The sequence below is a fragment of the Ruegeria sp. HKCCA5839 genome (assembly GCF_013035585.1).
Classification (GTDB): Bacteria; Pseudomonadota; Alphaproteobacteria; order Rhodobacterales; family Rhodobacteraceae; genus Ruegeria.
Window position 1 is genome coordinate 1 of the sequence record NZ_WQIE01000006.1, and the last position, 26795, is coordinate 26795.

Consider the following 26795-nt stretch of genomic DNA (forward strand, 5'->3'; position numbering starts at 1 on the left):
AACCCGTCGCCGTCGCAGGCATCAGCAAAGACGACATGCGCACACAGGTCGGGGCGTAACCCCGTGGAAGCTCTGCGCGCCATTCTGGGGTCGGCTGCGACTTCTGACAAGATCATCGCTCTTTCCGAGGGCGATGATCCACGCGTTGTCAAAGGTGCCGTTCTTGCCGCCAAAGAAGGGCTGGGCAAAACCATTCTGGTGGGCGATCAGGCCAAGGTTAAGGCCCTGCTGGATACCCATGAAGGATATGATTCAGACCGGATCACCATCCACGACCCAGTTACATCGCCGCTGCGGTCCGAGCTTGCAGAGCTTCTGGTTGAGCTACGCAAACACAAGGGCATGACCCTTGAGGTGGCGCAGGAACAAGTCACCAACCGATTGGTCTATGCCGCGCTTCTGGTGCGGCATGGAGTTGCGGATGGCACCGTTGGTGGTGCGGTGGAAACCACATCTGACACAGTGCGCACGGCGTTGCAGATCATCGGCACCGCGCCGGGAGCAATAATGGTGTCGTCATTCTTTCTGATGCTGTTCTGCCAGGATCATCACCCGGTCAAAGGCGCTTATATCTTTGCTGATTGTGGCCTGGTCGTGGATCCCAACGCGAATGAAATGGCCGAAATCGCGCGCGCCTCGGCCCATTCCTACACGGCATTGACCGGCGATACCGCCCGGGTTGCGATGCTGTCTTTCTCGACCATGGGCAGCGCGAAACATCCCGAGGTGGAAAAGGTCGTCGAAGCGACAAAAATCGCCCGCGCGGCGGACCCATCGCTGCTGATTGACGGTGAAATGCAGTTCGACGCGGCCTTTGTACCCGAAGTTGCCGCGAAAAAGGCACCGGATTCACCGGTCAGCGGCCAGGCGAATGTGTTCGTCTTCCCAAATCTGAATGCCGGCAACCTCGGCTACAAGATCGCGCAACGGATCGGTGGGGCCGAGGCCATTGGGCCCGTCCTGCAAGGGCTTGCCAAGCCTGCAAACGATCTGTCGCGAGGCTGCTCTGCCGAGGATGTCCTGCACATGATTGCGGTGACCATCGTTCAGGCGCAGCAATTGAATTCAGGAAATTAGCCTAGAGCCTTAGAATAACAGACAACAAGCATTCCGGTTTTCCGCAATTTATGGGAATAATTGGGTCACAAGCGACAGGGGCACATATGAACCAGCCAGTAATTGACACCTCTCCCAAAGTTTCCGACGAGGTTCGCAAGACGACCTGCTACATGTGCGCATGCCGCTGTGGCATCAACGTCCACATGAAAGACGGAAAGGTTGCCTATATCGAAGGCAACCGGGACCATCCGGTCAACAAAGGTGTGCTGTGCGCCAAAGGCAGCGCCGGGATCATGCAGGTCAACGCCCCGTCCCGCCTGCGTAAACCGCTGCGCCGGGTCGGCCCTCGCGGATCGGGCGAGTTCCGCGAGATCGAGTGGGAAGAAGCCATCAGCACCGCTGTTGGTTGGATGCATGAACTGCACGAAACCGCACCGCAAAAGCTGGCCTTTTTCACCGGTCGTGACCAAAGTCAAAGCTTCACCAGCTTCTGGGCGCAAAATTTCGGCACCCCGAACTATGCAGCCCATGGTGGCTTCTGCTCGGTCAACATGGCCGCGGGTGGCATCTATACGATGGGCGGCGCGTTTTGGGAGTTTGGTCAGCCTGATTGGGACCACACCAAACTGTTCATGCTGTTCGGCGTGGCCGAAGACCACGACAGCAACCCGATCAAGATGGGCATCGGCAAAATCAAGGCGCGTGGTGCGCGGGTGATTGGCGTGAACCCTATCCGCTCGGGCTATAACGCTGTGGCTGATGACTGGGTCGGTATCACGCCCGGCACGGACGGGTTGTTCATCCTGTCTCTGATCCATGTGCTGATGAAGGCGGGCAAGATCGACCTCGACTATCTCAGCCGCTACACCAACGCTCCGGTTCTGGTGAATGCCGCAGAAGGGCCGGAAAAGGGTCTGTTCCTGCGCGATGCAGACGGCAAACCGCTGGTGATCGACCGCGCCACGGGTGAACCGACCGCATTCGACAAACCCGGTGTGCGCCCTGACCTGTCGGCGACCTATGACAAAGACGGTGTCACCCACCGCCCTGTTTTCCATCTGATGGCCGAGAAATACCTCAGCGACGAGCACGCACCCGAAGCTGTGGCCGAGCGCTGTGGCATCCCTGCCGAGCGCATCCGCGCCATCGCCGCCGAAATCGCCCGCGTCGCCTTTGACGAAGCCATCGAACTGGACCATGAATGGACAGATTTCCGCGGCGAAAAACACAGCAAGATGATCGGGCGTCCGGTCAGCTTCCACTCGATGCGCGGCGTGTCGGCCCATGCCAACGGATTCCAGACCTGCCGCGCTCTGCATGTGTTGCAAATCCTGTTGGGCTCGGTCGAAGTGCCCGGCGGCTTCCGCTTCAAACCGCCCTATCCCAAACCGGTCGAAGCGCACCCCACCCCGCATGGAGACCGCCGTCCCGGCCGCCCGCTGAACGGGCCGCATCTGGGCTTCCCACGCGGTCCCGATGATCTGTTGCTGGACGACGACAACAACCCCATTCGCATCGACAAGGCCTTCACCTGGGAAAACCCGATGTCTGCCCACGGGCTGATGCATATGGTGATCTCGAACGCGGCGGCTGGTGATCCCTACAAGATCGATACGCTGTTCATGTATATGGCGAACATGTCGTGGAACTCGTCGATGAACACCAAGGGCGTGATGGAGATGCTGACCGCCAAGGATGATGACGGCAACTATGTGATCCCGAACATCATCTACTCGGATGCGTATTCGTCGGAAATGGTCGCCTATGCCGACCTGATCCTGCCTGACACCACCTATCTCGAACGGCATGACTGCATCTCGCTGCTCGATCGTCCGATCTGCGAAGCCGACGCGGCTGCTGACGCTATCCGTTGGCCGGTGATCGAACCCGACCGCGACGTGCGCGGGTTCCAATCGGTGCTGATCGAACTGGCCAACCGGATGAGCCTGCCCGGCTTTGTCGACGAAGACGGCAACCCGAAATGGAAAGACTATGCCGACTATATCGTCAACCATGAACGCCGCCCGGGCATCGGCCCGCTGGCAGGGTTCCGGGGTGAAAACGGCGACAAGGAAGGCCGGGGCGAGGTCAATCCCGACCAACTCGACCGCTATATCGAAAATGGCGGCTTCTATGTGGCCCATATTCCCGAAGGCGCGGATTACTACAAACCCTGGAACACGGCCTATCAGGATTGGGCCGTGGGCATGGGCATTTATGACAGCCCGCAGCCCTATTTGTTCCAGCTTTACTCCGAACCGATGCGCAAATTCCAGCTGGCCGCCGAGGGTCATGGCGACCGCCAGCCCCCCGAACATCTGCGCCAGCGGATCAAGGACAAGATGGACCCGCTGCCGATCTGGTATGAAACCGACCAGCAGGGCAACGAAGGCTTCACGGTCAACGCGCTGACCCAACGCCCGATGGCGATGTATCACAGCTGGGGCACCCAGAACGCCTGGCTGCGGCAACTGCACGGACGCAACCCGCTTTATGTGCCGACCAAACTGATGCGCGAACACGGGTTGAAAGATGGCGACTGGGCCAAAGTGACCTCACCGCATGGTGAAATCACCGTCCCGGTCATGGAGATGGCGGCGCTGAACGACAACACAGTCTGGACCTGGAACGCCATCGGCAAGCGCAAAGGTGCCTGGGCTCTGCAAGAAGACGCGCCCGAGGCCACCAAGGGCTTCCTGCTGAACCACCTGATCCACGAGCTTCTGCCGTCCAAGGGCGATGGCATGCGCTGGGCCAATTCCGACCCGATCACCGGCCAGGCCGCCTGGTTCGACCTCAAGGTCAAAATCGAAAAAGCCGCTGCTCCGGCGGATGTGGAAAGCCAACCCGAATTTGGCCCGATCAAGTCCCCGGTCGGTACTGGGCCCAAGGATCTGGCTTGGAAGGTGGGCAAATGACCCTGATCTGCCTTTCTCCTGTTCAAAAATACCTCGGGGAGCGCGAGGGGCTGGCCCCTCGCTCCGGCCCCGCTCACCATAGCGGAGACTTCCTGACATGACCCAACTTCCCCAATCCACCGAGCGCAAGATGGGTCTGGTCATCGACCTGGACACCTGCGTCGGCTGCCATGCTTGTGTGATTTCCTGCAAAGGCTGGAACACTGAAAACTACGGCGCACCACTGTCGGATCAGGATGCTTATGGCGGGAACCCGTCAGGCACCTTCCTCAACCGTGTGCACTCCTACGAAGTGCAGCCCGCCGACGGTCATGCCCAACTGATCCACTTCCCCAAATCCTGCCTGCATTGCGAGGACGCGCCCTGCGTCACCGTCTGCCCCACCGGGGCCAGTTACAAGCGGGTCGAGGACGGGATCGTTCTGGTCAATGAAAGCGACTGCATCGGCTGTGGCCTCTGCGCTTGGTCCTGCCCGTATGGTGCACGCGAACTGGACATGGCCGAAGGGGTGATGAAGAAATGCACCCTTTGTGTCGACCGAATCTACAACGAAAACCTGCCCGAGGTCGACCGTGTGCCGTCCTGCGTGCGCACCTGCCCCGCGGGCGCGCGCCACTTTGGTGATCTGGGCGATCCCGACAGCGATGTCAGCAAGCTGGTGGCTGAACGGGAGGGTATGGACCTGATGCCCGAGATGGGCACCAAACCGGTCAACAAATACCTGCCGCCACGCCCCAAGGACACGGTTGAAGACCAGATCGACATCCTGGCCCCGCTTCTTGCGCCCGTCGCGGAAGAACCCAAAGGCTTCCTGGGCTGGCTCGACAAGACGCTGGAGAAAATCTGATGCATCCCGCACCTTCCGTTATCATCTTCACCACCCTGTCTGGTCTGGGCTTTGGTCTGCTGTTCTTTCTGGGCCTCGGACAGCCCGCCGTGACCGGTTTTGTAGCCTTTGTCTTCTACGTCATCGCCTATGCGCTGGCTGTCGGCGGCCTTCTGGCCTCGACCTTTCACCTCGGCCATCCCGAACGAGCCTGGAAAGCATTCACCCAATGGAAATCCAGCTGGCTCAGCCGCGAAGGCGTCTGTGCCGTGGTGGCATTGGTGGTCATGGGCCTCTATGCGCTGGGCGCCGTGTTCCTGGGCAGTCACTGGACCCTGCTGGGCTGGATCGGTGCGCTTTTCAGCCTGGCTACCGTGTTCACCACCTCGATGATCTACACCCAGCTCAAGACCATTCCGCGTTGGAACATGGAGCTGACGCCCGCGATGTTCCTATCCTTCAGCCTGGCCGGTGGAGCGCTGCTGTCTGGCGCCGAAGCCTTGGCGCCCTGGTTGCTTGCCATCGCCGGAGCGATCCAGCTGGCCTATTGGGCCAAGGGTGACGGCGCCTTCGCACGATCCGGCACCACCTTAGGCACAGCGACCGGACTGGGGCTGCGTGGCGACGTGCGTGCCTTTGAGCCACCTCATACCGGAACCAACTATCTGCTGCGCGAATTTGTTCACGTGGTCGGGCGCAAGCATGCGCAGAAACTGCGCATGATCGCTTTTGCGCTCGCCTTTGTCCTGCCCCTGCTGCTGATCCTGATCCCCGCTTCGGGGGTTGTGATCAAACATGTGCTCGTGCTGCTTGCGGTGGCGTCACATCTGGCCGGGGTCATGGTTTCACGCTGGCTGTTCTTTGCGCAGGCGGAGCATGTTGTTGGCCTCTATTACGGGAAACGCTGAAGGGGGCTCTGCCCCCGCCGCGGCAAGCCGCGCCTCCCCCGGGATATTTTGGGCCAGATGAAGTTTGGATCCTGCCAATGAAAAAGGGCGGCGCTCGGGATCGAGGCCGCCCTAACCTGTTGGATCAGATGGCTTCAGATCAACCCTGCATGCGACATCGCGGCATCAATAGCCGCTTTGGTGCTGCCTTCCAGCTCGGTCAGAGGGGAACGGACTTCGGTGCTGCAGAGACCCAGTTTGCTGAGCGCGTATTTGGCGCCGACCAAGCCGGGTTCGATAAAGATCGCTTCGTGCAGAGGCATCAGTTTGTCCTGATAGTCCAGCGCTTTGGCATAGTCGCCATCCAGCGTGGCCTGCTGGAATTCGGCGCAGAGTTTCGGGGCCACGTTGGCCGTGACCGAGATACAGCCGACGCCGCCATGGGCGTTGAAGCCCAACGCCGTGGCGTCTTCACCCGACAACTGGCAGAAATCAGGACCGCACGTGGCGCGCTGCTGGCTGACGCGGGCCAGATCGCCGGTGGCATCCTTGACGCCAACAATGCGCGGCAGCTTTGCCAATTCACCCATCGTCGCCGGCGTCATGTCAATGACCGAGCGTCCGGGGATGTTGTAGATGATAATCGGAATATCCGCGCAATCATGCAGCGCCTGAAAATGCGCGATCAGGCCTTTCTGCGTCGGCTTGTTGTAATAGGGCGTCACGACGAGGGCCGCAGCGGCACCCGCCTTTTGCGCGAACTGGACGAATCGGATCGCTTCAACAGTGTTGTTCGACCCTGCCCCGGCGATCACCGGAACCCGGCCTGCTGCGGCCTTCACGACCTCGGCGATCACGGTCTCATGCTCATCATGGCTGAGCGTTGGGCTCTCTCCGGTGGTGCCAACAGGAACCAGCCCGGTCGAGCCTTCTTGAATCTGCCATTCCACCAAGTGTTTGAGCGTGTCCAGGTCCAACTCGCCGTTGCTGAACGGGGTGACGAGGGCTGGCATCGAGCCTTTGAACATGGGTCGCGCTCCTTGAGGTGCGGGTTGCAAAATTACGTCTGTGCCGCCGCTGGTCTTGCCATTGTGAGTTGATCCCGGCGGCGCAAGGTCTATCCTGAATGGCTCTATCCTTGGTTGGTTAGGAAATGCAAGGGATGACACGCTTTCTGGCCGTTTTGACGGCAGTGATTATGTTGGCAACCACGCTGTCCCAGCCCGCGCGCGCGGATGCGGTGGGGGATGTGCGGGCCGGGCTGTCCGAGATGCGCAAGGGGGACTGGAACGCAGCCCTACGCGTTTCAGGCAAACGCGGATCGGTTTCGCGTGACATTATTGTCTGGCATTGGCTGCGCGAAGGGTTTGGCAGCTCGGGCGATGTGTTGGTCTTTCTGGAGCGCCGCCCGGATTGGCCCGGGCTCGCCTGGCTGCGCCGGAAAAGCGAACCGGCCTTTACCAATGGCGATCCTGACCGCGTAATCGCATTCTATGCAGACACCCCACCGCAAACGGCAGAAGGCGCGCTGAACTATGCGGTGGCGTTGCTGGCCAAGGGCCGACGCGGCGATGCCGAAGCCGATATCGTTACCGCGTGGCGGACCATGCCCATGGGGGCCGGTTTGCAAAAGAACTATATCGAGAATTTCAGCACGCTCTTGAAACCGCATCACGAGGCGCGCCTGGACCGGATGTTGTGGGATAACCACTTGGTCAGCGCGGGGCAGATGTTGCCCTTGGTCAGTTCCGATCAGCGCAAACTGGCCGAGGCCCGGATTGCCTTGCAGAAACGGCAGCCCGGTGTTGATGGCAAGGTCGCGGCGGTTCCGAAAGCTCTGAAATCCTCTCCGGGCCTGGCGTTTGACCGTTTTGTCTGGCGCGATCGGAAAGAGCTGGATGACAGCGCCATTGATCTGATGCTGGCGCGCTCCACAGGACCGCAAGCACTGGGTGAACCGGACAAATGGGCCGAGGGTCGGCGTCGTTTGGCCCGTCTGGAGATGCGGAGCGGCAAGTACAGTCGTGCCTATGAGGTCGCCGCCAATCACCACATGACCCCGGAAATGGGTTATGCCTATGCGGATCTGGAATGGCTGGCCGGATTCCTGGCACTACGGCGGTTGAATGACCCGGCGACAGCAGTGCGACATTTCCAGAATTTTTCGGATGCGGTAGCTTCACCGATCTCGAAGGGTCGGGGTGGGTATTGGCTGGGCCGTGCCTATGCCGCGCAGGGCGATGCGGAAAAGGCCTATGACGCCTATGCGATGGGCGCGGATTATCAGACGTCGTTCTATGGCCTTCTTGCGGCCGAGGAGATCGGACGCCCCTTTGATCCGGCGCTGGCCAATCCACGCCGTGCACCGCACTGGAAACAGGCCAAGTTCGCCGATTCAAGCGTGTTGGAGGCCGGTCTGTTGCTGCAACGGGCCGGAGAGGACAATCTGGCAGAGCGGTTCCTGACCCATCTGGTTGAAGAGCTTGATCAGATCTCAGCCGAGCAGCTTGGCGACGTGGCTTTGGAACTCAAAGAACCACATTTGGCGGTGATGATTGCCAAGCGCGCGGCACGGACGGGCATTGTTCTGCCCGCAGCCTATTATCCGGTTCACCCTGTGGCCGATCTGGGCCTGCCGATGGCCGAGGAAATGACGCTGGCCATTGCGCGACGCGAAAGCGAGTTTGATCCTGTTGTGATCAGCGGTGCGGGCGCGCGGGGGTTGATGCAAGTCATGCCAGCCACAGCCAAGCTGGTCGCGGGTGAGTTGGGCATCCTCAGCCGTCACAAAACCGGGCGATTGACCTCGGATTGGGAATACAATGCCAAGCTCGGGGCGAATTATCTGGCCAGCCTTGCTGCAGATTTCAACGGGAACGTTGTCATGATGGCCGCCGGTTACAACGCCGGCCCGCGGCGTCCGATCTCGTGGATGCAGCGCTTTGGTGACCCGCGTGCGGGTGCGGTGGATATCGTCGACTGGATCGAGTTCATTCCGTTCTCGGAAACCCGAAACTATGTCATGCGGGTGGCCGAAAGCCTGCCGGTTTATCGCGCGCGTCTGGGCAAACCGGCCCTGCCCGTTCCCTTTTCGCAGGAACTGACCGGCTCAACCCTGGCGGCGTTCGCGCCATAGGGTGAACAGACCGGCGGCGATGACCAAAGCTGCGCCTGCGATCACCGCCGGGCGCAGCACTTCGTGGAAGATGGTGATCCCCAGAATTGCGCTCCAGAGCAGGTGAAAATAGGCAAAGGGTTGAACGGCGCTGGCTTCGGCCATGTCATAGCATTTGATCAGCAGCCAATGCCCCAGAACGCCCAGCACGCTTAACAGACCCATCCACAGCCAATCTGCGGGAACCATCGGCTCCCAAAACCATAGGCCTATTGTGGTCATGGCGATGGCTCCGGCGATGCCTGTCCAGAACAGGCTGGTGGTGGTGCTGTCCTGGCGCGCTGCATAGCGGGTCAGAAGGCCATAGACGGCAAACATCAAGGCCGAGATCAGGGGGATCACCGCCCAGGGGTTAAAGACACCCATGCCGGGTTGAAGGATGATCAGAACGCCAACGCAACCGACACCAATCGCGGCCCAGCGCCGCCAGCCGACCTTTTCGCCCAAAATGGGCCCGCTCAGCGCGGCGACCAAAAGCGGATAGCAGATGAACACCGCCTGGCTTTCGATCAGCCCCAATATGGTAAAGGCATAGACCGCCACACAGACCTCAGCCGCCAGCAACACACCCCGCGTGATTTGCAAACCCAGCTGTCTGGTGCTGGCGGTGGCACGCAGCCCGCCCTGGCGGCGCATGGCCAATGCAATGACAAAAGCCGCAAAGAACCAATAGCGGATCATCACCACCATGTAGGTGTTATAGGTCCCGGCCAGGTGGCGCGAGATACCGTCTTGCAGAGCAAAAACAATGGTTGCCCCGATCATAAGGGCGATACCGGCGCTGACGTTATTTTGCTGCGTCATGGCTTGACCGCCCGGGTCATGTGCCGTTTGCGCCCATAACCCGGGCTGCGCGTAACGGCAAAGCCTGCATCCTGTAATCCCCTGCGCACAAACCCCGCTGCTGTATAGGTGGCCGCCGTCCCTTTGGCCCGCGTGTGATCATAGACCTGCTGCATCAGTTCTTCGCCCCAAAGCTCGGGGTTCTTGGCTGGGGAAAACCCATCCAGAAACCAGGCATCGGCTTGACCTGACCAAGCTGGCAACTGCTGCCGCGCGTCGCCTTCAATGACCGTGAGCCTGAGCGTTCCCAGATCGCAGGTCCCACCTTTCCATGCGCCCAGAAACCTTGCGCTCCAAGGCTGTAATTCGGGAAAGGCCTGCAAAGCGCGGGCCATGTCGACCGGGGCCATCGGGAAGGCCTCGAAACTGGTGAAGTGCAAGGCACCGGTCTGGCCCGATGCCTCCCACGCCGACCAGGCGGTCAGCATGTTCAATCCGGTGCCAAAGCCCAGCTCGGCAATATGGAAACCGGGTTCAAAACGCGCTGGCAGATCATTGCCCACCAGAAAGACGTGCCGCGTTTCCTCCAACCCGTTCTGCAACGAGAAATAGGGGTCGTCGAACCGATCCGATACGGGGATCCGATCCTCTTTCCACGACAATTCGGCATGCTGGTCTGCCATCGGGTAATCCTGTAGCTAAGCGGCGCGACACTGAACAAGGAAAAGGGGTTTGGCAATGGTCGATGTGACGGTGCGGGGCGCGGGTATCTTTGGCCTGTCCATCGCCTGGACCTGTGCCCGGCGCGGGGCCCGGGTTCGAGTGGTCGACCCCTTTGGCCCGGGCGCGGGCTCCAGTGGCGGTTTGGTCGGCGCTTTGGCCCCGCATGTGCCCGAGAACTGGAACGCCAAGAAAGCCTTTCAGTTCGAAAGCCTGATCATGGCCGAATCCTTCTGGCAGCAGGTCGAAGAGACAGGCGGTGTCTCGGCCGGCTACGGGCGTCTTGGGCGGCTTCAACCGATTGCGGATGCGCGCGCGCTTGGGCTTGCGCGGGCACGAGCCGAAACCGCCGCAACCCTGTGGCAGGGCAAGGCCGATTGGCGCGTGGTTGCGGCAGAGGATTTGGGCGTCTGGTCGCCACCCAGCCCGACGGGCTATGTCATCTACGACACGTTGTCGGCCCGCATGCACCCGCGCCGTGCCTGCGCTGCGCTGGTTGCTGCGTTGACCGTGATGGGGGTTGAGGTGGTGGCCGAGGCCCCTGATGCGGGGCACATCGTCCACGCCACTGGCCTTGCCGGGTTGCAAGAGCTGAGCCAGCATTTTGGCAAGACGGTCGGCAACGGAGTCAAAGGTCAGGCGGCGCTTTTGCGCTTTGACGCCGGGTGCGTGCCGCAGATCTTTGCCGACGCGATCCATTTTGTGCCTCATGCGGACGGCAGTTTGGCCATCGGATCAACCTCAGAGCGTGACTATGACGACCCGCAAAGCACCGATGACGCGCTGGACACGGTCATCGAACGCGCCATGCAGGCGGTTCCGTTGCTGCACGGGGCCGAGGTCATCGAGCGTTGGGCGGGAGTACGCCCGCGCAGCAAAAGCCGCGCCCCGATGCTGGGTGCACACCCTTTGTATCCCGGTCAGTTTATCGCAAATGGCGGTTTCAAGATCGGGTTTGGCATGGCCCCCAAGGTGGCCGAGGTGATGGCGCATCTGGTTCTGGACGGCAAAGATGCGATCCCCGAAGATTTCAGGCCCGAAGCCTCACTCTGATTGCGCGATGGCCAACATGCACTGCCGCCCATCCGGGCCACGCACCCAGAACTCATCCCCGTTTCGACACAAGGTCGCGGACTGAAAATGCATAAGCGGTGACGAGGCGCGAAACAGAAACTGCGTCAGAGGCCCCATCAACTCGGTCGCAAACAGCATCAGATGCTGCGCCAATAGCGGGCCATGCACGACCAGACCCTCATAGCCTTCAACATCCTTTGCATAATCGGCGTCATAGTGAATGCGGTGACCGTTGAATGTCAGCGCCGAATAGCGAAAGAGCAGCGTTGTACTGAACTCGACCTGCCGACTGTCTGTCTCGTCCGTTCGCGCAACAGGCGGTTCGGGCGCGGTGCCCGAGGCATCTTCGCGGTAGACCAGATCCTGCCATTCGGTGACACGTACCGCGCCCGCCTGCCAGATGGCATGGCGCAGGATCACGAATCCCAGGGGCCCCGAGCGACCCATCTTGGTTTCGGTGCTGTCGACGAACGAACGCCGCTCGGCCGGAACGCCCGCCAAAAGGGGGGCGTGAAACTGCAATCGACCGCCCGCCCACATCCGCCGTGGTAAGCCCATGTCGGGGATTATCCCCTCGCCCACGCGGGGATGCCCATCCCGACCCAACCGATGCGGTGGCTGTGGAGACCAGAAATACAGCTGGTGGAAAAAGGGCGGCAACGGCGTGCCCTCGGCAACCGTAACCTCCAGCCCAAGCGCGGCCTGCAATGCAGCGGCGCGGGCCGGGTCCATCACGTCATGCTGAATTTCACTGGGTTCAGACTGCGTCATGACCGCAGCCTAGGCCCCATGAGGCGACGCGGCAAGCGTGGATCAGAAACCGGCCTCGGTGCGCAGTTTTTGCATCAAGGCGTGCAGCGCGTTTTCATATCGCTCGCTGGACAAACGCCCCTGGTCATCAAACTCGTTGGAACTGTCGGCCAGATGAATCTCGGGGCCCTGAAGGATACGGGGCTGGAACGGCACCATATAGGACCGCAGAACCATTTGCGCCCGTTCCCCTCCTGCGCGCCCAGCCGCAGCGGACATGACCGCAACCGGCTTGTCTGCCCAGGGCCGCCCTTTGGTGCGGCTGACCCAATCCAACGCATTCTTCAGCACGCCCGACGGGCCCTTGTTGTATTCCGGGGTCGAGATAATAACCGCATCCGCCTGCGCAATCTGGTCTGCAAGCACTTGAACCTTCTCGGGTACACCCTCGCCTTCTTCTAGGTCACCATCATAGAGCGGCAAATTCAGATCAGCCTCGATATAGGTGCCAGGATCGAACAGCCGCGCCGCCTCGCGCAGCAGTTTGCGATTTGTGGCGTTCTGGCGCAACGAGCCCGACAGGGACAGCAAGGTCGGTTCAGACATTCAGAAAATCTCCATCCTTTGGGTCAGACCCAATTTATCCGTCTTGCCACAGAACCATAGTGCTGCCAGCGCGCAGTCAATGTGCAAAAGCAAAGGGCCGCAAATTGCGGCCCCGGAAACGCGTTTTCGGCTGCTGTTTAGGCGTTCGGCACGACCACAATTTCGACGCGACGGTTCTGCGCCTTGCCTTCCGGGGTCAGGTTGGACGCAATCGGGTTGTTTTCACCCTGACCCACGGTGGTTATCCGCGAAAAGCTGACGCCATTGGCCTGCAAAATATCAGCCACGGCGTTGGCACGGCGCTCGGACAGACCAAAGTTGTAAGACGCGTCGCCGTCACTGTCGGTATGGCCGATGATCTGAACGTTCGAGTTGGGATAGTTGACCAGATTCTGCCCCACCTTCACCAGATCCGCGCGCAAAGCCGGGCGTACCGTGGCACTGTCAGTATCAAAGGTGATGTCATTGGGCACGGTCACGATCAGCCGGTCGCCAGCGTTGACGATGGTGATCCCGTCATTGGCCAGCTGCTGACGCAGCTCAGCTGCCTGTCGGTCCAGTTGGTTGCCGATCAGACCGCCGCCCGCAGCGCCGATGGCCCCACCGGCCAAAGCGCCCAACAACGGATCAGAGTCATTGGCGATTGCGCCAACTCCCGCCCCGATCAACCCACCTAAAACTGCCCCTTGCTTGGCGTTCTGGTTCGGATCACCCGGGGCCGTCAACGTGCCCGGGTCGGTACAGGCTGCCAGAAAAAGGGTCGAACACAGACCTGCTGTCAAAATACTCTTGGAAATCGCCATGGTGCACCTTCTGCTCCTGAACCCGTTTTTTCGGGTTTGCTTCGTTGCAGAACGTATAACACGCCTGATGTAACACGGCTCAAGCAACAATTGCTTGAGATCGGCGAAACATTGCCCGTCAGGCCGCACCAGTGATCTGATCCTCCCGATCCTGTTCCTGCCAGATATTGCGCAAAGCCTGGCCCTGACCACAGAAATACGCGTCGATCGGTGTACAGCCCCAAACCCGATCCGTCCGAAAATGCCGAAATCCATTGCGCAATTCGCACCATCCCGCCAGCAAGGTACATTCAATGTGATAGATCAGTGCCACCGGGCGCACGACCCGCTGCGTGCGTTCACCTTCTGCGTTGACATAGGTCAGCTGCAACTTTTGCTCAGCGCGGATAGCCTCACGATAGGTCGCAATCGTCACGCATCCCTTTGCCGGATCATCCAGCGGAGCGCCCCAGGTCGCGACCTGAAGCCAATCTGCCGGGTCCCGCAACGCCTCGATCTTGCGGCAAACGCGATCCGCCGCCTGTTGCAACGTACTGTCACCCGTGCGCGCCAGCATCGACAGACCGACCCACAGCGCCTCAACCTCTTCAGCATCAAAATTCAGCGGCGGCAGATCGTATCCCCGCCGCATCAGATATCCCACACCGGCCTCGCCTTCGATTGGCGTCCGCTGCGCCTGAAGCGCTGCGATGTCACGATAGACAGTCCGCACTGACACTTCGAGTTTCTCCGCCAGTGCTTCTGCGGTGACAGGCCGGTCTGCGGCGCGCAAAATCTGAATGATTTCAAATAGTCGGGTCGAACGGCGCATATCGATCTCCTTACAGACTGCTGACAGTCTAGCACACCCCCCTGACAGGGGGGTGTCAGCAGTGATGCGGCAATCTTTGTTCAAATACAAAGAGGAGACCGCTTATGCCGAGCCGCGACAATCATGTGATGATGACATTGAAACTGGACCGCTGGGCGCAGGATCACACCCTGCGCGCATACGAGGTAGAGCGGGAATTGGCCGCCGCCCGCCAACGCCTTCCGCACCGCCCGCAACAGCGCCGATGGCGCCTGTCGCTGGGGAACCTCAAGATGCTATGGGGTCACTAAAATCAGAACGGCGCAGGAGCGCGGAATTTCATCGCGATCCCGCCTTCCGGGTTCTTCAGACGCAGTTCCTCGGAATGCAGCATCAAGCGTGGGAACGCTCTGGCGGGGCCTTCCGCATAGAACGGATCGCCCAAAATGGGATGCCCGAGCGCCAGCATATGGACGCGCAGCTGATGCGACCGCCCGGTCTTGGGAAACAAGCGCACGCGCGTTGACTCAGGCTCATATTTCGCCACACGCCAATCGGTCACAGCTGTTTTGCCTGTCTCTTGGCACACCATCTGGCGTGGCCGGTTTGGCCAGTCCACGATCAACGGCAGATCGACCGTGCCTGCCTTTGGTTCTAAACGCCCCCAGACCCGCGCAACATAGGTCTTGCGGGTCTGCCGGTTCTCAAACTGCAGTCCCAGATGCCGCTGCGCATGCGGGGTCTGAGCAAAGACCATCACGCCCGACGTGTCGCGATCCAGACGATGTACCAACAAGGCCTGCGGAAATGCCGCTTGCACACGCGTCAGCAAACAATCCGCCAGATGTGCGCCACGCCCCGGCACCGACAGCAAGCCAGAGGGCTTGTTGATAACGATCAGCTGGGCATCTTCATGCAACAAGTCCAGAGGTGTCTGAGGAGGATCATAGGGCTCGTTCATGCGCGCCTGCCTAACCCAGGCTGCTTCCTCCCGCAACGTCGTCCTTGTCTGCAGGCGCGGGTTCAGCAACTCTGACACCAACCAAAGGGAGAGACAAATGCACCCGACCATCGTCCGTATGCAAGAGGTCGTCGCCAAGGGGGACGAAGCCCTGATCCACGCTCTTTTGGCCGAGGATGTCAGGTTTTCACCGCCCACCTATTACAGCACATGGACGGGCCGCGCACCGGTGGCCGCCGTCTTGGGCCATGTGGGTCAGGTGTTTTCCGACTTCCGCTATCGCCGGATCATGGGGGACGGCCTGGATTGGGCGCTGGAATTTCAGTGCAAGGTCGGTGCATTGGATGCCGTTGGTGTCGACCTGATCACACTGAACGACGACGGTTTGATCCAAGAGTTTGAAGTGGTCATGCGTCCCTACAAAACGATTGGCGCCCTGCGCGAGGCGATGATGGCGCGGGTCATGAAAGACGCGCGCTTTTTCAAGTTCAAAGATGCTCTAACCTGACCATGCCGGGCCCAATTGCCGCCGATCAGATCCTGCGCCTTCCGCTGCTACCCGTTCTGCTGGCTCAGGCTCTCTATGTGCGCCGGAATGCCTCCTTACTGCCCGAACCTACTGGAATGCGATCTGGCCGCTCGGGCCGCGGTCCACGTTTGCGCCTACTTGTCGCAGGGGACAGTTCCGCTGCAGGCGTCGGAGCCGGTACTCAGGCGCAGGCACTCTCTGGGCAGTTGGTTGCGGCGCTTGCGCCCCGCTATACGGTTGAATGGAGGGTCGAGGCGACCACGGGCCACACAACCCAGGACACGCTGGCGCGGTTACAAACCCTTGATCACGCATTCGACGTGGCCGTTACGGCCCTGGGTGTGAACGATGTGACCCGTGCTGTCTCACGCCGAGAATTCGAGCGCAATCAGACGCGACTGCTGGCGCATTTGACCAAGAAGATGGCCGTACGACGCATTATTGTCACCGGCGTCCCACAGATGCAGCGCTTTCCCGCCCTGCCGCAGCCTTTGGCTTGGGTGCTGGGAAAACAGGCTGCGCGGCTGGATCGCGGCTTGAAAACTGCCATAGCCAAGTTTCCCCAAGCCTGCCACCTGCAGCTGGATCTACCCGAGGATCCATCACTCGCAGCACCTGATGGTTACCACCCGAGCCCCAGAGCCTACCACTTGTGGGCACAACAGGTCGCGCATCTCATTCAGGTTTGAGCCCGCATTTGCCGGATCATCGGAATGGAATAGACCAGCAAGCCCGCCCAGATCAGCGGAAAGGCAATCATCCGCCCCAGATCGATCTTCTCACCAAACAGGGTAATCGCAGTAATGAAAATCATTGTCGGCGCGATGTACTGAAGAATGCCAATGGTGGACAACCGAACCAGCTTGGCTCCGTTTGCGTAAACAAGCAAAGGCACTGCCGTCACGATACCGGCCGCGGCCAGCAATAGCGTGTCATTTGCACTTGCCCCGAAATGACCCTCGCCTTGCAGGGTCAACCAACTCACATAGGCCAATGCCGGGATCAGAAGGATCAGAACCTCCAGCAAAAAGCCCTGATTTGGGCCGATCGGCAAGGAACGTTTGAAAAAGGCATAAAAACCCCAGCTCAACATCATTCCCAAGGCGGCCCAGGGCAGCTTTCCGGCCTCGACGATCAGAACCAGAACGCCCAGCGCCGCAAGGCCCACTGCAATCACCTGCGTCCGGTTCAGAGTTTCTCCCAAAAGCACCGCGCCAAGTGCGATGCTGAACAAGGGGTTGATGTAATATCCAAGCGCTGCGTCCAATGCATGCCCGCTGGTGACAGCCCAGACATAAATTGCCCAGTTCACCGAGATAAGCGCCGCCGTCAGGCACGCCATCGCCAACATCCTCGGATTACCCAGCGCCGCTTTCAGATCTTTGGTGCGTCCCAAAAGGATAAGCAACATACCTGCCACCGGCACCGACCAGATGATCCGATGCGCCACAACCTCATAGGGTCCGACATGAGACAGTGCTTTCATATACAGAGGTAAAAAGCCCCAAAGCACATACGCTGTCACCGCAAGAGCCAAGCCTTTTGGTGTATCGGCATTTTGTGGCTGCGTCGCAGCGTCGACCATTGCAGATCTCCGATTGATATAACCTGTCTTTAGGCAATCGACGCCTGTTTGAAAACTGCGGAAACCGTGAAGACACCCTTCACAAATCCTGATCAATTCCAGGAAGGGCAGGACAGAAGCTCGATCTTTTGCGAGGCTCTGCCTCGCCCTCCGAGGTATTTGGAAACAGAAGAAATATGGATCCCCTGCTTCTTCTGTTTATAAATACCTCGGGGGAGTCGCGGACTACCGCGACGGGGGCAGAGCCCCCGCCACCGGGTCAAAGTTTCACACGTTCTGATTTTGGGTCATACATCGGCCGCAACGACGCTTCGGCCTGCACCTTCACACCACAAACATCGATCTCATAACCTGAGGCGAGGACATCCGCCGCTGACTCTCCTTCGCAAGGGACATAGCCCAGCCCCATAGCGGCGCCCAGTGTGTGACCGTAATTTCCCGAACTCAGGTAGCCGACATACTCCCCGTCGCGCAGAATCGGTTCGTTGTGGAACAAGAGTGGTTCTGCATCGGTCAGTTTGAACTGAACAAGACGGCTCTTGGGCCCGCGTTCCTTGCGTGCAATCACCGCGTCCCGACCAATAAAATCACAACCTTTATCCACCTTGACCGCAAAGCCCAGCCCGGCATCCACAACGTGATCTTCACATGTGATGTCATGGCCAAAATGGCGAAAGCCTTTCTCGATCCGGCAGCTGTCCATCATGTGCATTCCGCACAGCTTCAGCCCCATGTCCTGCCCTGCCTCATGCAAGGTTTCAAAGACATGTCCCGCCATATCGGATGAGACATAGATTTCCCAACCAAGCTCGCCCACATAGGTCACGCGATGGGCGCGGGCCAGACCCAGGCCAATCTCTATTTCCTGCGCGGTGCCAAACGGGTTGGATGCGTTCGTGAAATCGTTGGGCGACACTTTCTCAAGCAACGCCCGGGCGTTTGGCCCCATGACCGCCAGTACACCTTCACCCGCCGTGACATCCGTGATGACAACGTTGAAGCCATCGGAGTGGCGCCGCATCCAGGTTTGATCTGCCAGCCGGGTCGCTGCGGGGGTGACCACCAGATAAGCGATCTCGGACAAGCGCGTGACCGTGACATCCGCCTCAATCCCGCCGGTGCGATTGAGGAACTGGGTGTAGACGATCTTGCCGATGGGCACCGAGTAGTCGCCACCGCCGATATAGTTCATGAACTTTTCAGCGTCCGGTCCTTCGACACGGATTTTACCAAAGGACGACATGTCGTACATGCCCACGTTCTCGCGCACGGCCCTGTGCTCGGCTGCCGAGTTCTCAAACCAGTTCTGGCGTTTCCAGCTGTAGCTATAGGCGCGCTCCTGCCCCTCATCGGCAAACCAGTTGGCCCGTTCCCAACCCGCCAGCTCACCCATGACCGCGCCATGGTCCAGCAAATGTTGATGGAAGGGTGTGCGTCGCACACCCCGCGCCGTTGCTTTCTGGCGATAGGGGAAGTGATCGGCATAGAGCAGGCCCAGCGTTTCCTTGGACCGCTCGTACAGATACTTTTTGTTGCCCTGAAACGGCTGCATCCGGCTGATATCGACATCGCCCAGATCAAACGGCTTTTCGCCCGTATCCATCCATTCCGCCAGCGCCATACCGGCGCCGCCTGCGGATTGGATGCCAATCGAGTTGAACCCGGCGGCAACCCAGACATTGTCCATCTCGGGCGCCAGGCCCAGATGATAGGCATCATCGGGGGTAAAGCTTTCGGGGCCGTTGAAGAAGGTGTGGATCCCAGCTTCGGCCAATATCGGCATCCGTTCGCAGGCTGCTTCCAGGATCGGTTCGAAATGGTCGAAATCTTCGGGCAGTTGGTCGAACTCGAAACTGTCCGGGATCCCGTTTGCAGCCCAGGGTTTGGCATCGGGCTCAAATGCGCCCAGCAGGATTTTACCAGCGTCTTCCTTATAGTAGGCGCATTCATCCGGCACGCGCAGGACCGGCAATTGGGTCAGGCCATCGATATTTTCAGTGACGATGTAGAAATGCTCACAGGCGTGAAGCGGCACGTTGACACCCGCCATGCGGCCAACTTCATGCCCCCACATGCCCGCGCAGTTGACCACCATATCGCATTCGATATGGCCCGAGGCGCTGCCGTCATCGGCAACCCAATCCACCCCGGTCACCCTACGCCCTTGTTTGACGACCTCTGCGACCTTGACGCGTTCCTTCACCACCGCGCCCCGCTGCCGTGCACCTTTGGCTAGCGCCAGGGCGATATTTGCCGGATCCCCCTGCCCGTCCAGTGGCAGATAAACCGCGCCCTTGACCCCATCGAGATTGAGGTGCGGATAAAGCTCTTGCACGCGTTCGTTCGATATCTCCTCGACCTCGACACCAAAGGCGCGGGCCATGGCGGCCTGACGATAAATCTCTTCTTTGCGCTCTTCGGTCAGGGCCACGGTGATCGAACCCACACGTTTGAAACCGGTCGCAACACCGGTTTCTTCCTCGAGCGAGCCGTAAAGCTCCTGGCTGTATTTCGCCAGTTTGGTCATGTTCGCCGTCGCGCGCAGCTGCGCAATCAGCCCTGCTGCATGCCATGTTGTACCGCTGGTCAGTTGCTTGCGTTCAAGAAGAACGACATCCGTCCAGCCCTTCTTGGTCAGGTGATAGGCGACCGAACAACCGATGACGCCACCGCCGATGATGACCACGCGGGCCTTTGCGGGAAGATCGACCATCCTGAACACTCCACATCATTTGGTTTTTGCCAATCTGCCACGGATAGGCGTCATAAAATCCATCAAAAACGTCAGGGCGTCCGCAATAATCACCGATCTGCGGCGCTGCGACGTTTGCGTCGGTGCGCGAAAGGCGTTGTACCGTAAACAGCTTTGTAGACGCTTGAAAACCCGTTGGGAAAGCCACAGGCCATACCGATCTCGCGCACGCTGAGTGTTGTGTTCACCAACAGGTTATTGGCCTGCGCCAACCGCATTTCGCGGTAAAACCCATTGGGTGTGGTGCCAAGATAGGATTTAAACTTGCGTTCCAAGGACCGGTTGGACAGGCCAAGGGCCGAGACGATCTCGTTTATCGGGATCGGATCTTCAATATTGGCCTGCATGATCCGAATGCATTGATCCAGCGCCGCATCCCCCGTCGAGGTGGATTTCACACCGGAAAATGGCTGCATCGACCCGAAGTCCCGGATGTTTTCGTGCAGCATGATATCCGCAACGGTCAGTTTGGACGCGCCTGAGATGTGCCAGCCGATAACCTCAAGTGCAACGTCAACTGTGGCCCCCATTCCCGCGCAGGTCACCACCGGGCCATGCTGGGTGGCAATGGTAAAATTGGCGTCAAACCCGGCGTTCCGCTCACGCAGGAATGAGGCATTTTCCCAATGGGTTGCGTGGTTTTCTGCACCTTTGTCCTTGATATACCTGCTGGCCGCCTCGGCCAACAGGAACACCCGCGCATTGCGATGGGTATAGTCAGATATCACCCGGGTCAGGGACAGATCGGGATGGTCCGGGTCGGTGTTGCCAATGACAAACAAGTAATCGGCTTTGGGCGATGCGCTGACAGAAACCGTGTCAACCCAAGCCTCGGCGCTGCTGGCAACCGGGCCACCTTTGGTCGAGACGTAACGGAAGGAAAAAGGCGGTTGCGCGCAGACCCGGTTGGCGATGCGCAGAACATCGACAATCCCGGCCAATTCACTCAGAACAAAGCCCGAGGTGACAAGAATGTCGAAATGTGCCTGCCTATCGTCTTGGGATTGCGTCACACCACGCCTTTCCAGTCAGACAATACGATGGCCAGCCGCGCGAAGACGCTTGGCCAGTGTTTCGATGTGATCGGGACCAACTTCGCAGCATCCGCCCACAATCGTCGCCCCTTGCGCAACCCAGGCCATTGCGTGATCGGCATAAGCCTCGGGGCCAAGATCGTGACGCTGCTCCAACGCGTCAACCGTTGGCGCGTCTTCCAGAAAGCCTTGTGAGATTTCCGTAAAGCCATTGGCGTAGGCGCCAAAAGGGCGACCCAAACCTGCAAGGATATCCAGCGCCGCAGGAATCGCTTCGGGGCGGGAACAGTTGACCAACACCACCTCGGGCGCATAGCGGTCCAATACCGGTGCGATCTGAACCAGGGGCTCGCCGGAACGCAGCCGGGTGCCGTCATAATCCTGAACCGACAGGGCCAGCCAAACGGGTTTGCCGTGGTTGGTCGTGCCGCGCAGGGCTCCTTCGGCCTCTTGCACGGATGACACGGTTTCAATCAGGAACAGGTCCACCCGGTCGGCCATCAGCGCCGCCAGTTCGCCAAACTTCACTGCGGCGTCGTCCGGGTCGGGGTTGAGGTCGGGCCGGTAGGTCGCCAGAAGTGGCCCCAACGATCCGGCGACACGCCCACCCGTTCGATCCCGCGCCTGTTCCGCCTGCGACAACGCGGCGTTGATCAGATCGGGCAACTGGTCTTCCATTCCGACCCGCTCAAGGCGCGATCTGTGAACGGCATAAGTGTTTGTGGTTGCGACAGTGGCCCCACGCTTGAAGTATTCCGCATGCACGTCGCCCACCAGATGGGGCATTTCCATCATCACTTGCGTCGACCAAAGCGGCGTAGGCGTCTTGCCGCTGCGTTTGACCAGCTCCTGTCCGATTGAGCCATCCAAGAGAGTGATATCTGCCATGTTCCACGTTCCTTAGGGGATCAATACCAGTTTTCCCGGCATCGCCTTGGATTGGAAGTCTTCCTGCGCTCGGGCAATCTGTTTCAAGTCATAGGTTTTCGAGATCATGGGTCTGATTCGCCCGGCATTCATCATCTCGACCAGTCGGCCAAAGACGTCAAACGCCTGATGTGTGCAGCCATGTATCGTAATATCACGCAGGTATATGTCGCGCAGATCCGCCTGCACAATCGGACCTGCGATTGCGCCCGACACCGCATAGTGACCGCCGGGCTTCAATGCCAGGACCAAGCCGGGCCATGCCGTACCACCGACAACGTCGATCACGACGTCAAACATATCCGCTGGTAACGCGGCGTCGCGCCCAAGGGTTTCAACCGCGCCTTGGCTTTGTACCACTTCAGCTTTGGATGCGCTTGTTACGCCCCAGACCGACGCCCCCCGAAGCGTTGCCAATTGCACCGCCGCCAGGCCAACGCCACCCGACGCGCCGGTGACCAAGACTTTTTGACCCGCGGTTACACAGGCCCGGGTCAGCAGATTCTCGGCAGTGCCAAACGCGCACGGAATGGCGGCGATTTCCACGTCCGAGAGGGGAGAGGCCGAAACATCATAGAGATCCGAGGCCTCGACCAGACAATATTGCGCAAAGGCGCCGTCGATCTCGGACCCAAGCGCAACAAACCCCGTCGGGTTGCCGGGACGCGGGCGCGGCAGGTTGATCGGACAGGTCACGCGCTGGCCGGGTTGAAACCCGGTCTCGGGCCCCGCAACCTCGACGATGCCGCACAGATCGCCACCCTGAATGCGCGGGAATTGCAAGGCACCGCCCCAGCCGCCGGCCTCGACTTCCTGATCCACCGCATCGGTCGCGCCAGTCACATCCGACGAATACCAACCGACCCGCGTGTTGATATCCGTGTTGTTCACTCCCGCAGCCGCAACCCGGACCAGCACCTGGCCATGCCCCGGTTCTGGCACTGGAATATCCTCGCGCCATTCCAAGGCTTCTGGCCCGCCGTGGCGGGTCAGATAGACACCCTGCATGGTGCTTGGCACAGCCATGGTCAGGCCCGCAGACGTTCGTTTGCAGGATCCCACAGCGGTTCGTCCTTCTGGACCACGGCGGGGTATTTCTGGCCGTAGATCTCGACTTCCAACGCGGTGCCAGGATTGGCAAGCTCGGCCTTGATCATGCCCAGCGCAATGGACTTGCCGACGCGGTAACCCCACGCGCCCGAGGTCGTCTCACCCACGATCTGATCACCTTGCCAGATGCAGGACATATAAGGCGCGTCGCAATCGCCAGCCTCAACCGTCAGAGTGACGAAGGCTTTCTTCACTCCCTGCTGTTTTTCGTTCAGGATCGCGGTCTTGCCCGGGAAATCCTGCGGCTTGTCCAGCTTGACGAACCGTTCCAAACCACCTTCCAACAGCGAATAGTCGGTCGACAGATCACCCTTCCAAGCGCGGTAGCCCTTTTCGATGCGCAGCGAGTTCAGCGCGTACATGCCGAAAGGCGTGGCTCCGGCATTCAGGATCGCGTCATAGATCGCAGGCATATCGGCGTTCAGCGCGTGCACTTCCCATCCCAGCTCTCCGGCAAAGGAAACGCGGATCAGATAGGCGGGCTGCCCCGCCACCGTCGCGGCCTGATGGGTCAGCCAGCCCAAGGATAGGTCGGCATCGGTCAGCCCCGACAGGATGTCGCGCGATTTCGGGCCGGTCACGATCAGCGTATCGCGCGTCGTGGTGACATCCTCAACGCTGACGCCTGCGGGCATGGCGGCAACAAGGATATCCCGATCGTGCCATTGCGCGGTGGCGGCGGTGATCATCACAAACTCATCCTCGCCCATACGCAGGCAGGACATCTCGGTCAGGATGCGGCCACGGTCGTCCGCGATATAGACGAGGTTAATTCGACCCACCTTGGGCAGACCGCCCGTGACCAGACCCCGCAGCGCCTCAGCTGCGCCGTCGCCCTTGACCATGAAGCGCGAGAAACCCGGCAGGTCCAACACGCCGCAGTGATCGCGCACGGCCTCGCATTCTTCTTTGATCCGCTGCTCCCACGGGCCCGTGCGGCCCCAGGTGTGGGTTGCCTCCAGCGAGGTATCGTCGCCCGGTTTGGCGAACCAATTGGCGCGTTCCCACCCGTTATAGACGCCCATCACACCGCCCAGTTCCTTGACCTTGTCATGCACCGGCGACAATTTCTTGTCCCGCGCAGCGGGCCATTCGTGATGGGGGAAATGCATGGCATATTCGTTGCCATAGACCTCCATACCCTTTTGGTTGCAATAGTCCTGATCGGTGTAATCTGTATACCGGCGCGGATCGACGGCCCACATATCCCATTCGGTTGCGCCATCGACGATCCATTCGGCCAGCACCTTGCCTGCGCCACCACCTTGCGCGATGCCGAAGGTGAAGCTATGCGCCTCAAACGCATTCTGGACGCCCGGCATTGGCCCGATCAAAGGCAACCCGTCCGGCGCATACGGGATCGGCCCATTGATCACGCGACCCACGCCCGAGGTCGCCATCAGCGGCACCCGCTCCATCGCGTCGGTGACGATATCCTCGATCCGGTCCAGATCGTCATTCCACAGCTGGAACGAGAAATCCTCGGGCATCGGATCGTCTTCTGTCATCCAGTGGCCTTTGCAGTTGGGCTCATAGGGGCCGAGGTTGAACCCATTCTTCTCTTGCCGCAGGTAATAAGAGACATCCACGTCGCGCAGCAGCGGCAGCTTGCCACCATGTTCCTTGGACCAGGCCTCGACCTCAGGGATTTCGTCGGTCAGCAGATACTGGTGGCTCATGACCATCGCTGGCACTGTGCGTCCACCGAAGGGTTTGAACCATTCGCCAACACGCTGCGCATAGTAACCGGCGGCGTTCACAACATAGTCACAAGCGATATCGCCCTTGTCGGTGTGCACGGTCCAGGTGCCGTCGCCATGTTGCGTGACGCCAGTGGCCGGGCAGAAACGGATGATCTTTTGCCCCATATCGCGCGCGCCCTTGGCCAGCGCCTGTGTCAGCTGTGCCGGGTCGATATCGCCATCGGTCGGGTCGTAGAGCACGCCTTCAAGGTCATGGATCTCGAGGAACGGATAGCGTTCCTTGGCCTCTTCCGGGGTCCACATCTCCATCGGGATACCCTGATAACGGCCCATGGACATGGCGCGCTCGAACTCTTGCATGCGTTCCTTGCTATGCGCCAAGCGGATCGAGCCCGAGACATGGTAGTTCATCGGATAATCAACCTCATCCGCCAGCCGCGAATAAAGCTCGGTCGAATAGCGCTGCATGTTCATGATCGCCCAAGAGGTCGAAAAGGTCGGCACATTGCCTGCTGCGTGCCAGGTCGAACCTGCCGTCAGCTCGTTCTTTTCCAAAAGCACGCAGTCGGTCCAGCCCTTCTTGGCCAGATGATACAGGGACGAGGTCCCTACCACGCCTCCGCCGATGATCACCACGCGGGCTTTTGTCGGAAAGTCACTCATGTTTCATGATCCCTATTACTGTGCCTCTTGGGGCAAGTCGTCTTTGATGTCGTAGTAATCGCCTTTGTCGGCGACAAAGATGTGCCGGGCGAGTTTCAGGCCGGTCGGCTCGTCCAGCGATCCCATGGAGACGGCAATCGTGTCCTCGTCATTGTGCTGCCAGAACAGGAACGAGCCACAGGCGCTACAGAACCCGCGCCGCGCAATGTCCGAGGCGCGATACCAGGCTAGCGTGTCGCTGGCGGTAAAGCTGAGCGCGTCCTGATCGGCCACGGCCGAGGCCCAGAGATGCCCCGATTGTTTGCGGCATTGCCCGCAATGGCAGGCCGAAGGGCGCTGAAGCGCGCCGTCGATGGTGAACGCCACCGCACCGCAAAGGCAGGAACCGGTATACATATCGTTACCCCCGTGCTGTGGGCGTGGAGCTGACCCCCAGCAACACGCCATGGATGATAAAACAGGTCGCCATAAAACGGGGGGCCCAGATGTCGGACTTCAGCCCAGAACGGGCAGATATGGCACAGGCTTCAAAGCTCATTAATACACCGGTGGGGCAATGACCCAGATCGCCACGGCGGGCGCGTTGTAGGGGTTTGCCCAGTGATAGGGTTCATGTTTGATCCGAAAACTGTCGCCTGGTCCGACCGTGAATTGCCGCGAACCGATGGTCAGATCCAGCTGGCCCGAGATCATATAGCCCACCTCTTGAGTTGGCCTGTTGGCGGGTGTCTGCATCTTGGAGTGGGGCTCGAAAGTTGAATGCACCATCTCGAAATCGTCGGTCAGATCGGGCGAAAGCAATTCCTCGATCAACCCTTCCTCACCCGACCCCATCGGCCGCCGTGACCCGGCGCGCACGACATAGCCCTGCTCTTCGACCGGAACAGCGGAATGGGCAAACAGCATCGACATCGGCACGCCCAGACATTCAGCAATCTGGCGCAGGTCCGAGATCGATGGCTCGGACATGTCCCGTTCAACCTGGCTGAGCCACCCGACCGAGCGGTCCAGACGCACGGCGATTTCGGTCAGTGTCAGCCCACGCGCTTTGCGTAGGGCGCGGATATCCGCTCCGAGCGTGGCGCCATGGGGGGCTTGAGTGTTCAAAGCTGGCTCCGGCTTTCGTGAAATTTTACCCTC

At 59.9% G+C, this 26795-nt stretch carries 25 protein-coding genes; 9 read left to right on the forward strand and 16 right to left on the reverse strand.

Annotated features, from left to right (window positions below):
• Nucleotides 1–63: 63 nt before the first annotated feature.
• The 4 genes from pta (at nucleotide 64) to GOV38_RS15600 (ending at nucleotide 5711) form a co-directional block, all read left to right on the forward strand.
• Nucleotides 64–1077 carry a phosphate acetyltransferase gene (gene pta, locus GOV38_RS15585; RefSeq protein WP_171209056.1) on the forward strand — a complete coding sequence of 338 codons (1014 nt, stop codon included), beginning with the start codon at nucleotides 64–66 and terminating at the stop codon, nucleotides 1075–1077.
• Nucleotides 1078–1163: 86 nt separating this feature from the next.
• Nucleotides 1164–3977 (forward strand): molybdopterin oxidoreductase family protein, encoded by a 2814-nt coding sequence (locus GOV38_RS15590; protein ID WP_171209057.1) that lies wholly within the window; start codon nucleotides 1164–1166, stop codon nucleotides 3975–3977.
• A 97-nt stretch (nucleotides 3978–4074) separates the two neighbouring features.
• Nucleotides 4075–4824, forward strand: coding sequence for a 4Fe-4S dicluster domain-containing protein (locus GOV38_RS15595; protein WP_171209058.1), 750 nt, complete (start codon nucleotides 4075–4077; stop codon nucleotides 4822–4824).
• Nucleotides 4824–5711, forward strand: coding sequence for a DmsC/YnfH family molybdoenzyme membrane anchor subunit (locus GOV38_RS15600; RefSeq protein ID WP_171209059.1), 888 nt, complete (start codon nucleotides 4824–4826; stop codon nucleotides 5709–5711). Before GOV38_RS15595 ends, GOV38_RS15600 begins: the two co-directional genes overlap by 1 nt.
• A gap of 134 nt (nucleotides 5712–5845) precedes the next feature.
• Here the strand turns inward: GOV38_RS15600 and dapA are convergent, their stop codons facing one another.
• On the reverse strand, nucleotides 5846–6718 hold the full coding sequence (gene dapA / locus GOV38_RS15605; protein ID WP_171209060.1) for a 4-hydroxy-tetrahydrodipicolinate synthase: 873 nt from the start codon (nucleotides 6716–6718) through the stop codon (nucleotides 5846–5848).
• 134 nt (nucleotides 6719–6852) lie between these two features.
• Here dapA and GOV38_RS15610 point away from each other — a divergent pair, with 134 nt between their 5' ends.
• Nucleotides 6853–8826 (forward strand): lytic transglycosylase domain-containing protein, encoded by a 1974-nt coding sequence (locus tag GOV38_RS15610; protein WP_171209061.1) that lies wholly within the window; start codon nucleotides 6853–6855, stop codon nucleotides 8824–8826.
• Here GOV38_RS15610 and GOV38_RS15615 read toward each other — a convergent pair.
• Nucleotides 8800–9669: a DMT family transporter gene (locus GOV38_RS15615; protein WP_171209062.1), complete on the reverse strand. Its 870-nt coding sequence runs from the start codon at nucleotides 9667–9669 to the stop codon at nucleotides 8800–8802. The two genes, GOV38_RS15610 and GOV38_RS15615, sit on opposite strands and share 27 nt — an antisense overlap.
• On the reverse strand, nucleotides 9666–10331 hold the full coding sequence (mnmD, locus tag GOV38_RS15620) for a tRNA (5-methylaminomethyl-2-thiouridine)(34)-methyltransferase MnmD (RefSeq protein ID WP_171209063.1): 666 nt from the start codon (nucleotides 10329–10331) through the stop codon (nucleotides 9666–9668). The genes GOV38_RS15615 and mnmD overlap by 4 nt, the downstream gene beginning before the upstream one ends.
• Before the next feature lie 55 nt (nucleotides 10332–10386).
• Between mnmD and GOV38_RS15625 the strand changes: the two genes are divergently transcribed.
• On the forward strand, nucleotides 10387–11421 hold the full coding sequence (locus tag GOV38_RS15625) for an FAD-binding oxidoreductase (protein WP_171209064.1): 1035 nt from the start codon (nucleotides 10387–10389) through the stop codon (nucleotides 11419–11421).
• Here GOV38_RS15625 and GOV38_RS15630 read toward each other — a convergent pair.
• The 4 genes from GOV38_RS15630 to GOV38_RS15645 form a co-directional block, all read right to left on the reverse strand.
• Nucleotides 11413–12213, reverse strand: coding sequence for an acyl dehydratase (locus tag GOV38_RS15630; protein ID WP_171209065.1), 801 nt, complete (start codon nucleotides 12211–12213; stop codon nucleotides 11413–11415). The genes GOV38_RS15625 and GOV38_RS15630 overlap by 9 nt on opposite strands.
• Nucleotides 12214–12255: 42 nt before the next feature.
• Nucleotides 12256–12798 carry an NADPH-dependent FMN reductase gene (locus tag GOV38_RS15635; protein WP_171209066.1) on the reverse strand — a complete coding sequence of 181 codons (543 nt, stop codon included), beginning with the start codon at nucleotides 12796–12798 and terminating at the stop codon, nucleotides 12256–12258.
• Between the two features lie 137 nt (nucleotides 12799–12935).
• Complete coding sequence (locus GOV38_RS15640; RefSeq protein ID WP_171101284.1) at nucleotides 12936–13601, reverse strand: OmpA family protein; 666 nt, start codon at nucleotides 13599–13601, stop codon at nucleotides 12936–12938.
• Nucleotides 13602–13719: 118 nt separating this feature from the next.
• A complete protein-coding gene (locus tag GOV38_RS15645) occupies nucleotides 13720–14412 on the reverse strand; it encodes a YafY family protein (RefSeq protein WP_171209067.1) in 693 nt (230 codons plus the stop codon).
• Between the two features lie 104 nt (nucleotides 14413–14516).
• On the opposite strand from GOV38_RS15645, the gene GOV38_RS15650 reads away from it, so the two are divergent.
• Nucleotides 14517–14702, forward strand: coding sequence for a hypothetical protein (locus tag GOV38_RS15650; protein WP_171209068.1), 186 nt, complete (start codon nucleotides 14517–14519; stop codon nucleotides 14700–14702).
• 2 nt (nucleotides 14703–14704) lie between these two features.
• On the opposite strand, the gene GOV38_RS15655 is transcribed toward GOV38_RS15650, so the two are convergent.
• Nucleotides 14705–15352 (reverse strand): RluA family pseudouridine synthase, encoded by a 648-nt coding sequence (locus GOV38_RS15655; protein ID WP_171209069.1) that lies wholly within the window; start codon nucleotides 15350–15352, stop codon nucleotides 14705–14707.
• A gap of 97 nt (nucleotides 15353–15449) precedes the next feature.
• Between GOV38_RS15655 and GOV38_RS15660 the strand changes: the two genes are divergently transcribed.
• Both GOV38_RS15660 and GOV38_RS15665 read left to right on the forward strand, forming a co-directional pair.
• A complete protein-coding gene (locus GOV38_RS15660) occupies nucleotides 15450–15860 on the forward strand; it encodes a nuclear transport factor 2 family protein (RefSeq protein ID WP_171209070.1) in 411 nt (136 codons plus the stop codon).
• Between the two features lie 2 nt (nucleotides 15861–15862).
• On the forward strand, nucleotides 15863–16570 hold the full coding sequence (locus GOV38_RS15665) for an SGNH/GDSL hydrolase family protein (RefSeq protein ID WP_171209071.1): 708 nt from the start codon (nucleotides 15863–15865) through the stop codon (nucleotides 16568–16570).
• Here the strand turns inward: GOV38_RS15665 and rarD are convergent.
• The 8 genes from rarD to GOV38_RS15705 all read right to left on the reverse strand — a co-directional run bounded on the left by rarD (nucleotide 16561) and on the right by GOV38_RS15705 (nucleotide 26762).
• The gene (gene rarD / locus GOV38_RS15670) at nucleotides 16561–17466 is read right to left on the reverse strand and encodes an EamA family transporter RarD (protein WP_171209072.1); all 906 of its coding nucleotides are present in this window, start codon (nucleotides 17464–17466) and stop codon (nucleotides 16561–16563) included. The genes GOV38_RS15665 and rarD overlap by 10 nt on opposite strands.
• Nucleotides 17467–17725: 259 nt before the next feature.
• Entirely contained in the window at nucleotides 17726–20179 is a 2454-nt protein-coding gene (locus GOV38_RS15675) for an FAD-dependent oxidoreductase (RefSeq protein WP_171209073.1), read from the reverse strand.
• 89 nt (nucleotides 20180–20268) lie between these two features.
• Nucleotides 20269–21231: a GlxA family transcriptional regulator gene (locus GOV38_RS15680; RefSeq protein ID WP_371808522.1), complete on the reverse strand. Its 963-nt coding sequence runs from the start codon at nucleotides 21229–21231 to the stop codon at nucleotides 20269–20271.
• Nucleotides 21232–21246: 15 nt separating this feature from the next.
• Nucleotides 21247–22140, reverse strand: a complete 894-nt coding sequence (locus GOV38_RS15685; RefSeq protein WP_171209074.1) for a homocysteine S-methyltransferase family protein — start codon at nucleotides 22138–22140, stop codon at nucleotides 21247–21249.
• A gap of 12 nt (nucleotides 22141–22152) precedes the next feature.
• Nucleotides 22153–23199 carry a zinc-binding dehydrogenase gene (locus tag GOV38_RS15690; protein WP_171209367.1) on the reverse strand — a complete coding sequence of 349 codons (1047 nt, stop codon included), beginning with the start codon at nucleotides 23197–23199 and terminating at the stop codon, nucleotides 22153–22155.
• Nucleotides 23200–23207: 8 nt separating this feature from the next.
• Nucleotides 23208–25655 (reverse strand): FAD-dependent oxidoreductase, encoded by a 2448-nt coding sequence (locus tag GOV38_RS15695; RefSeq protein ID WP_171209075.1) that lies wholly within the window; start codon nucleotides 25653–25655, stop codon nucleotides 23208–23210.
• Nucleotides 25656–25670: 15 nt separating this feature from the next.
• Nucleotides 25671–26051, reverse strand: coding sequence for a GFA family protein (locus GOV38_RS15700; protein ID WP_171101306.1), 381 nt, complete (start codon nucleotides 26049–26051; stop codon nucleotides 25671–25673).
• Between the two features lie 141 nt (nucleotides 26052–26192).
• A complete protein-coding gene (locus GOV38_RS15705) occupies nucleotides 26193–26762 on the reverse strand; it encodes a helix-turn-helix domain-containing protein (protein WP_171101308.1) in 570 nt (189 codons plus the stop codon).
• Between the last annotated feature and the right edge of the window lie 33 nt (nucleotides 26763–26795).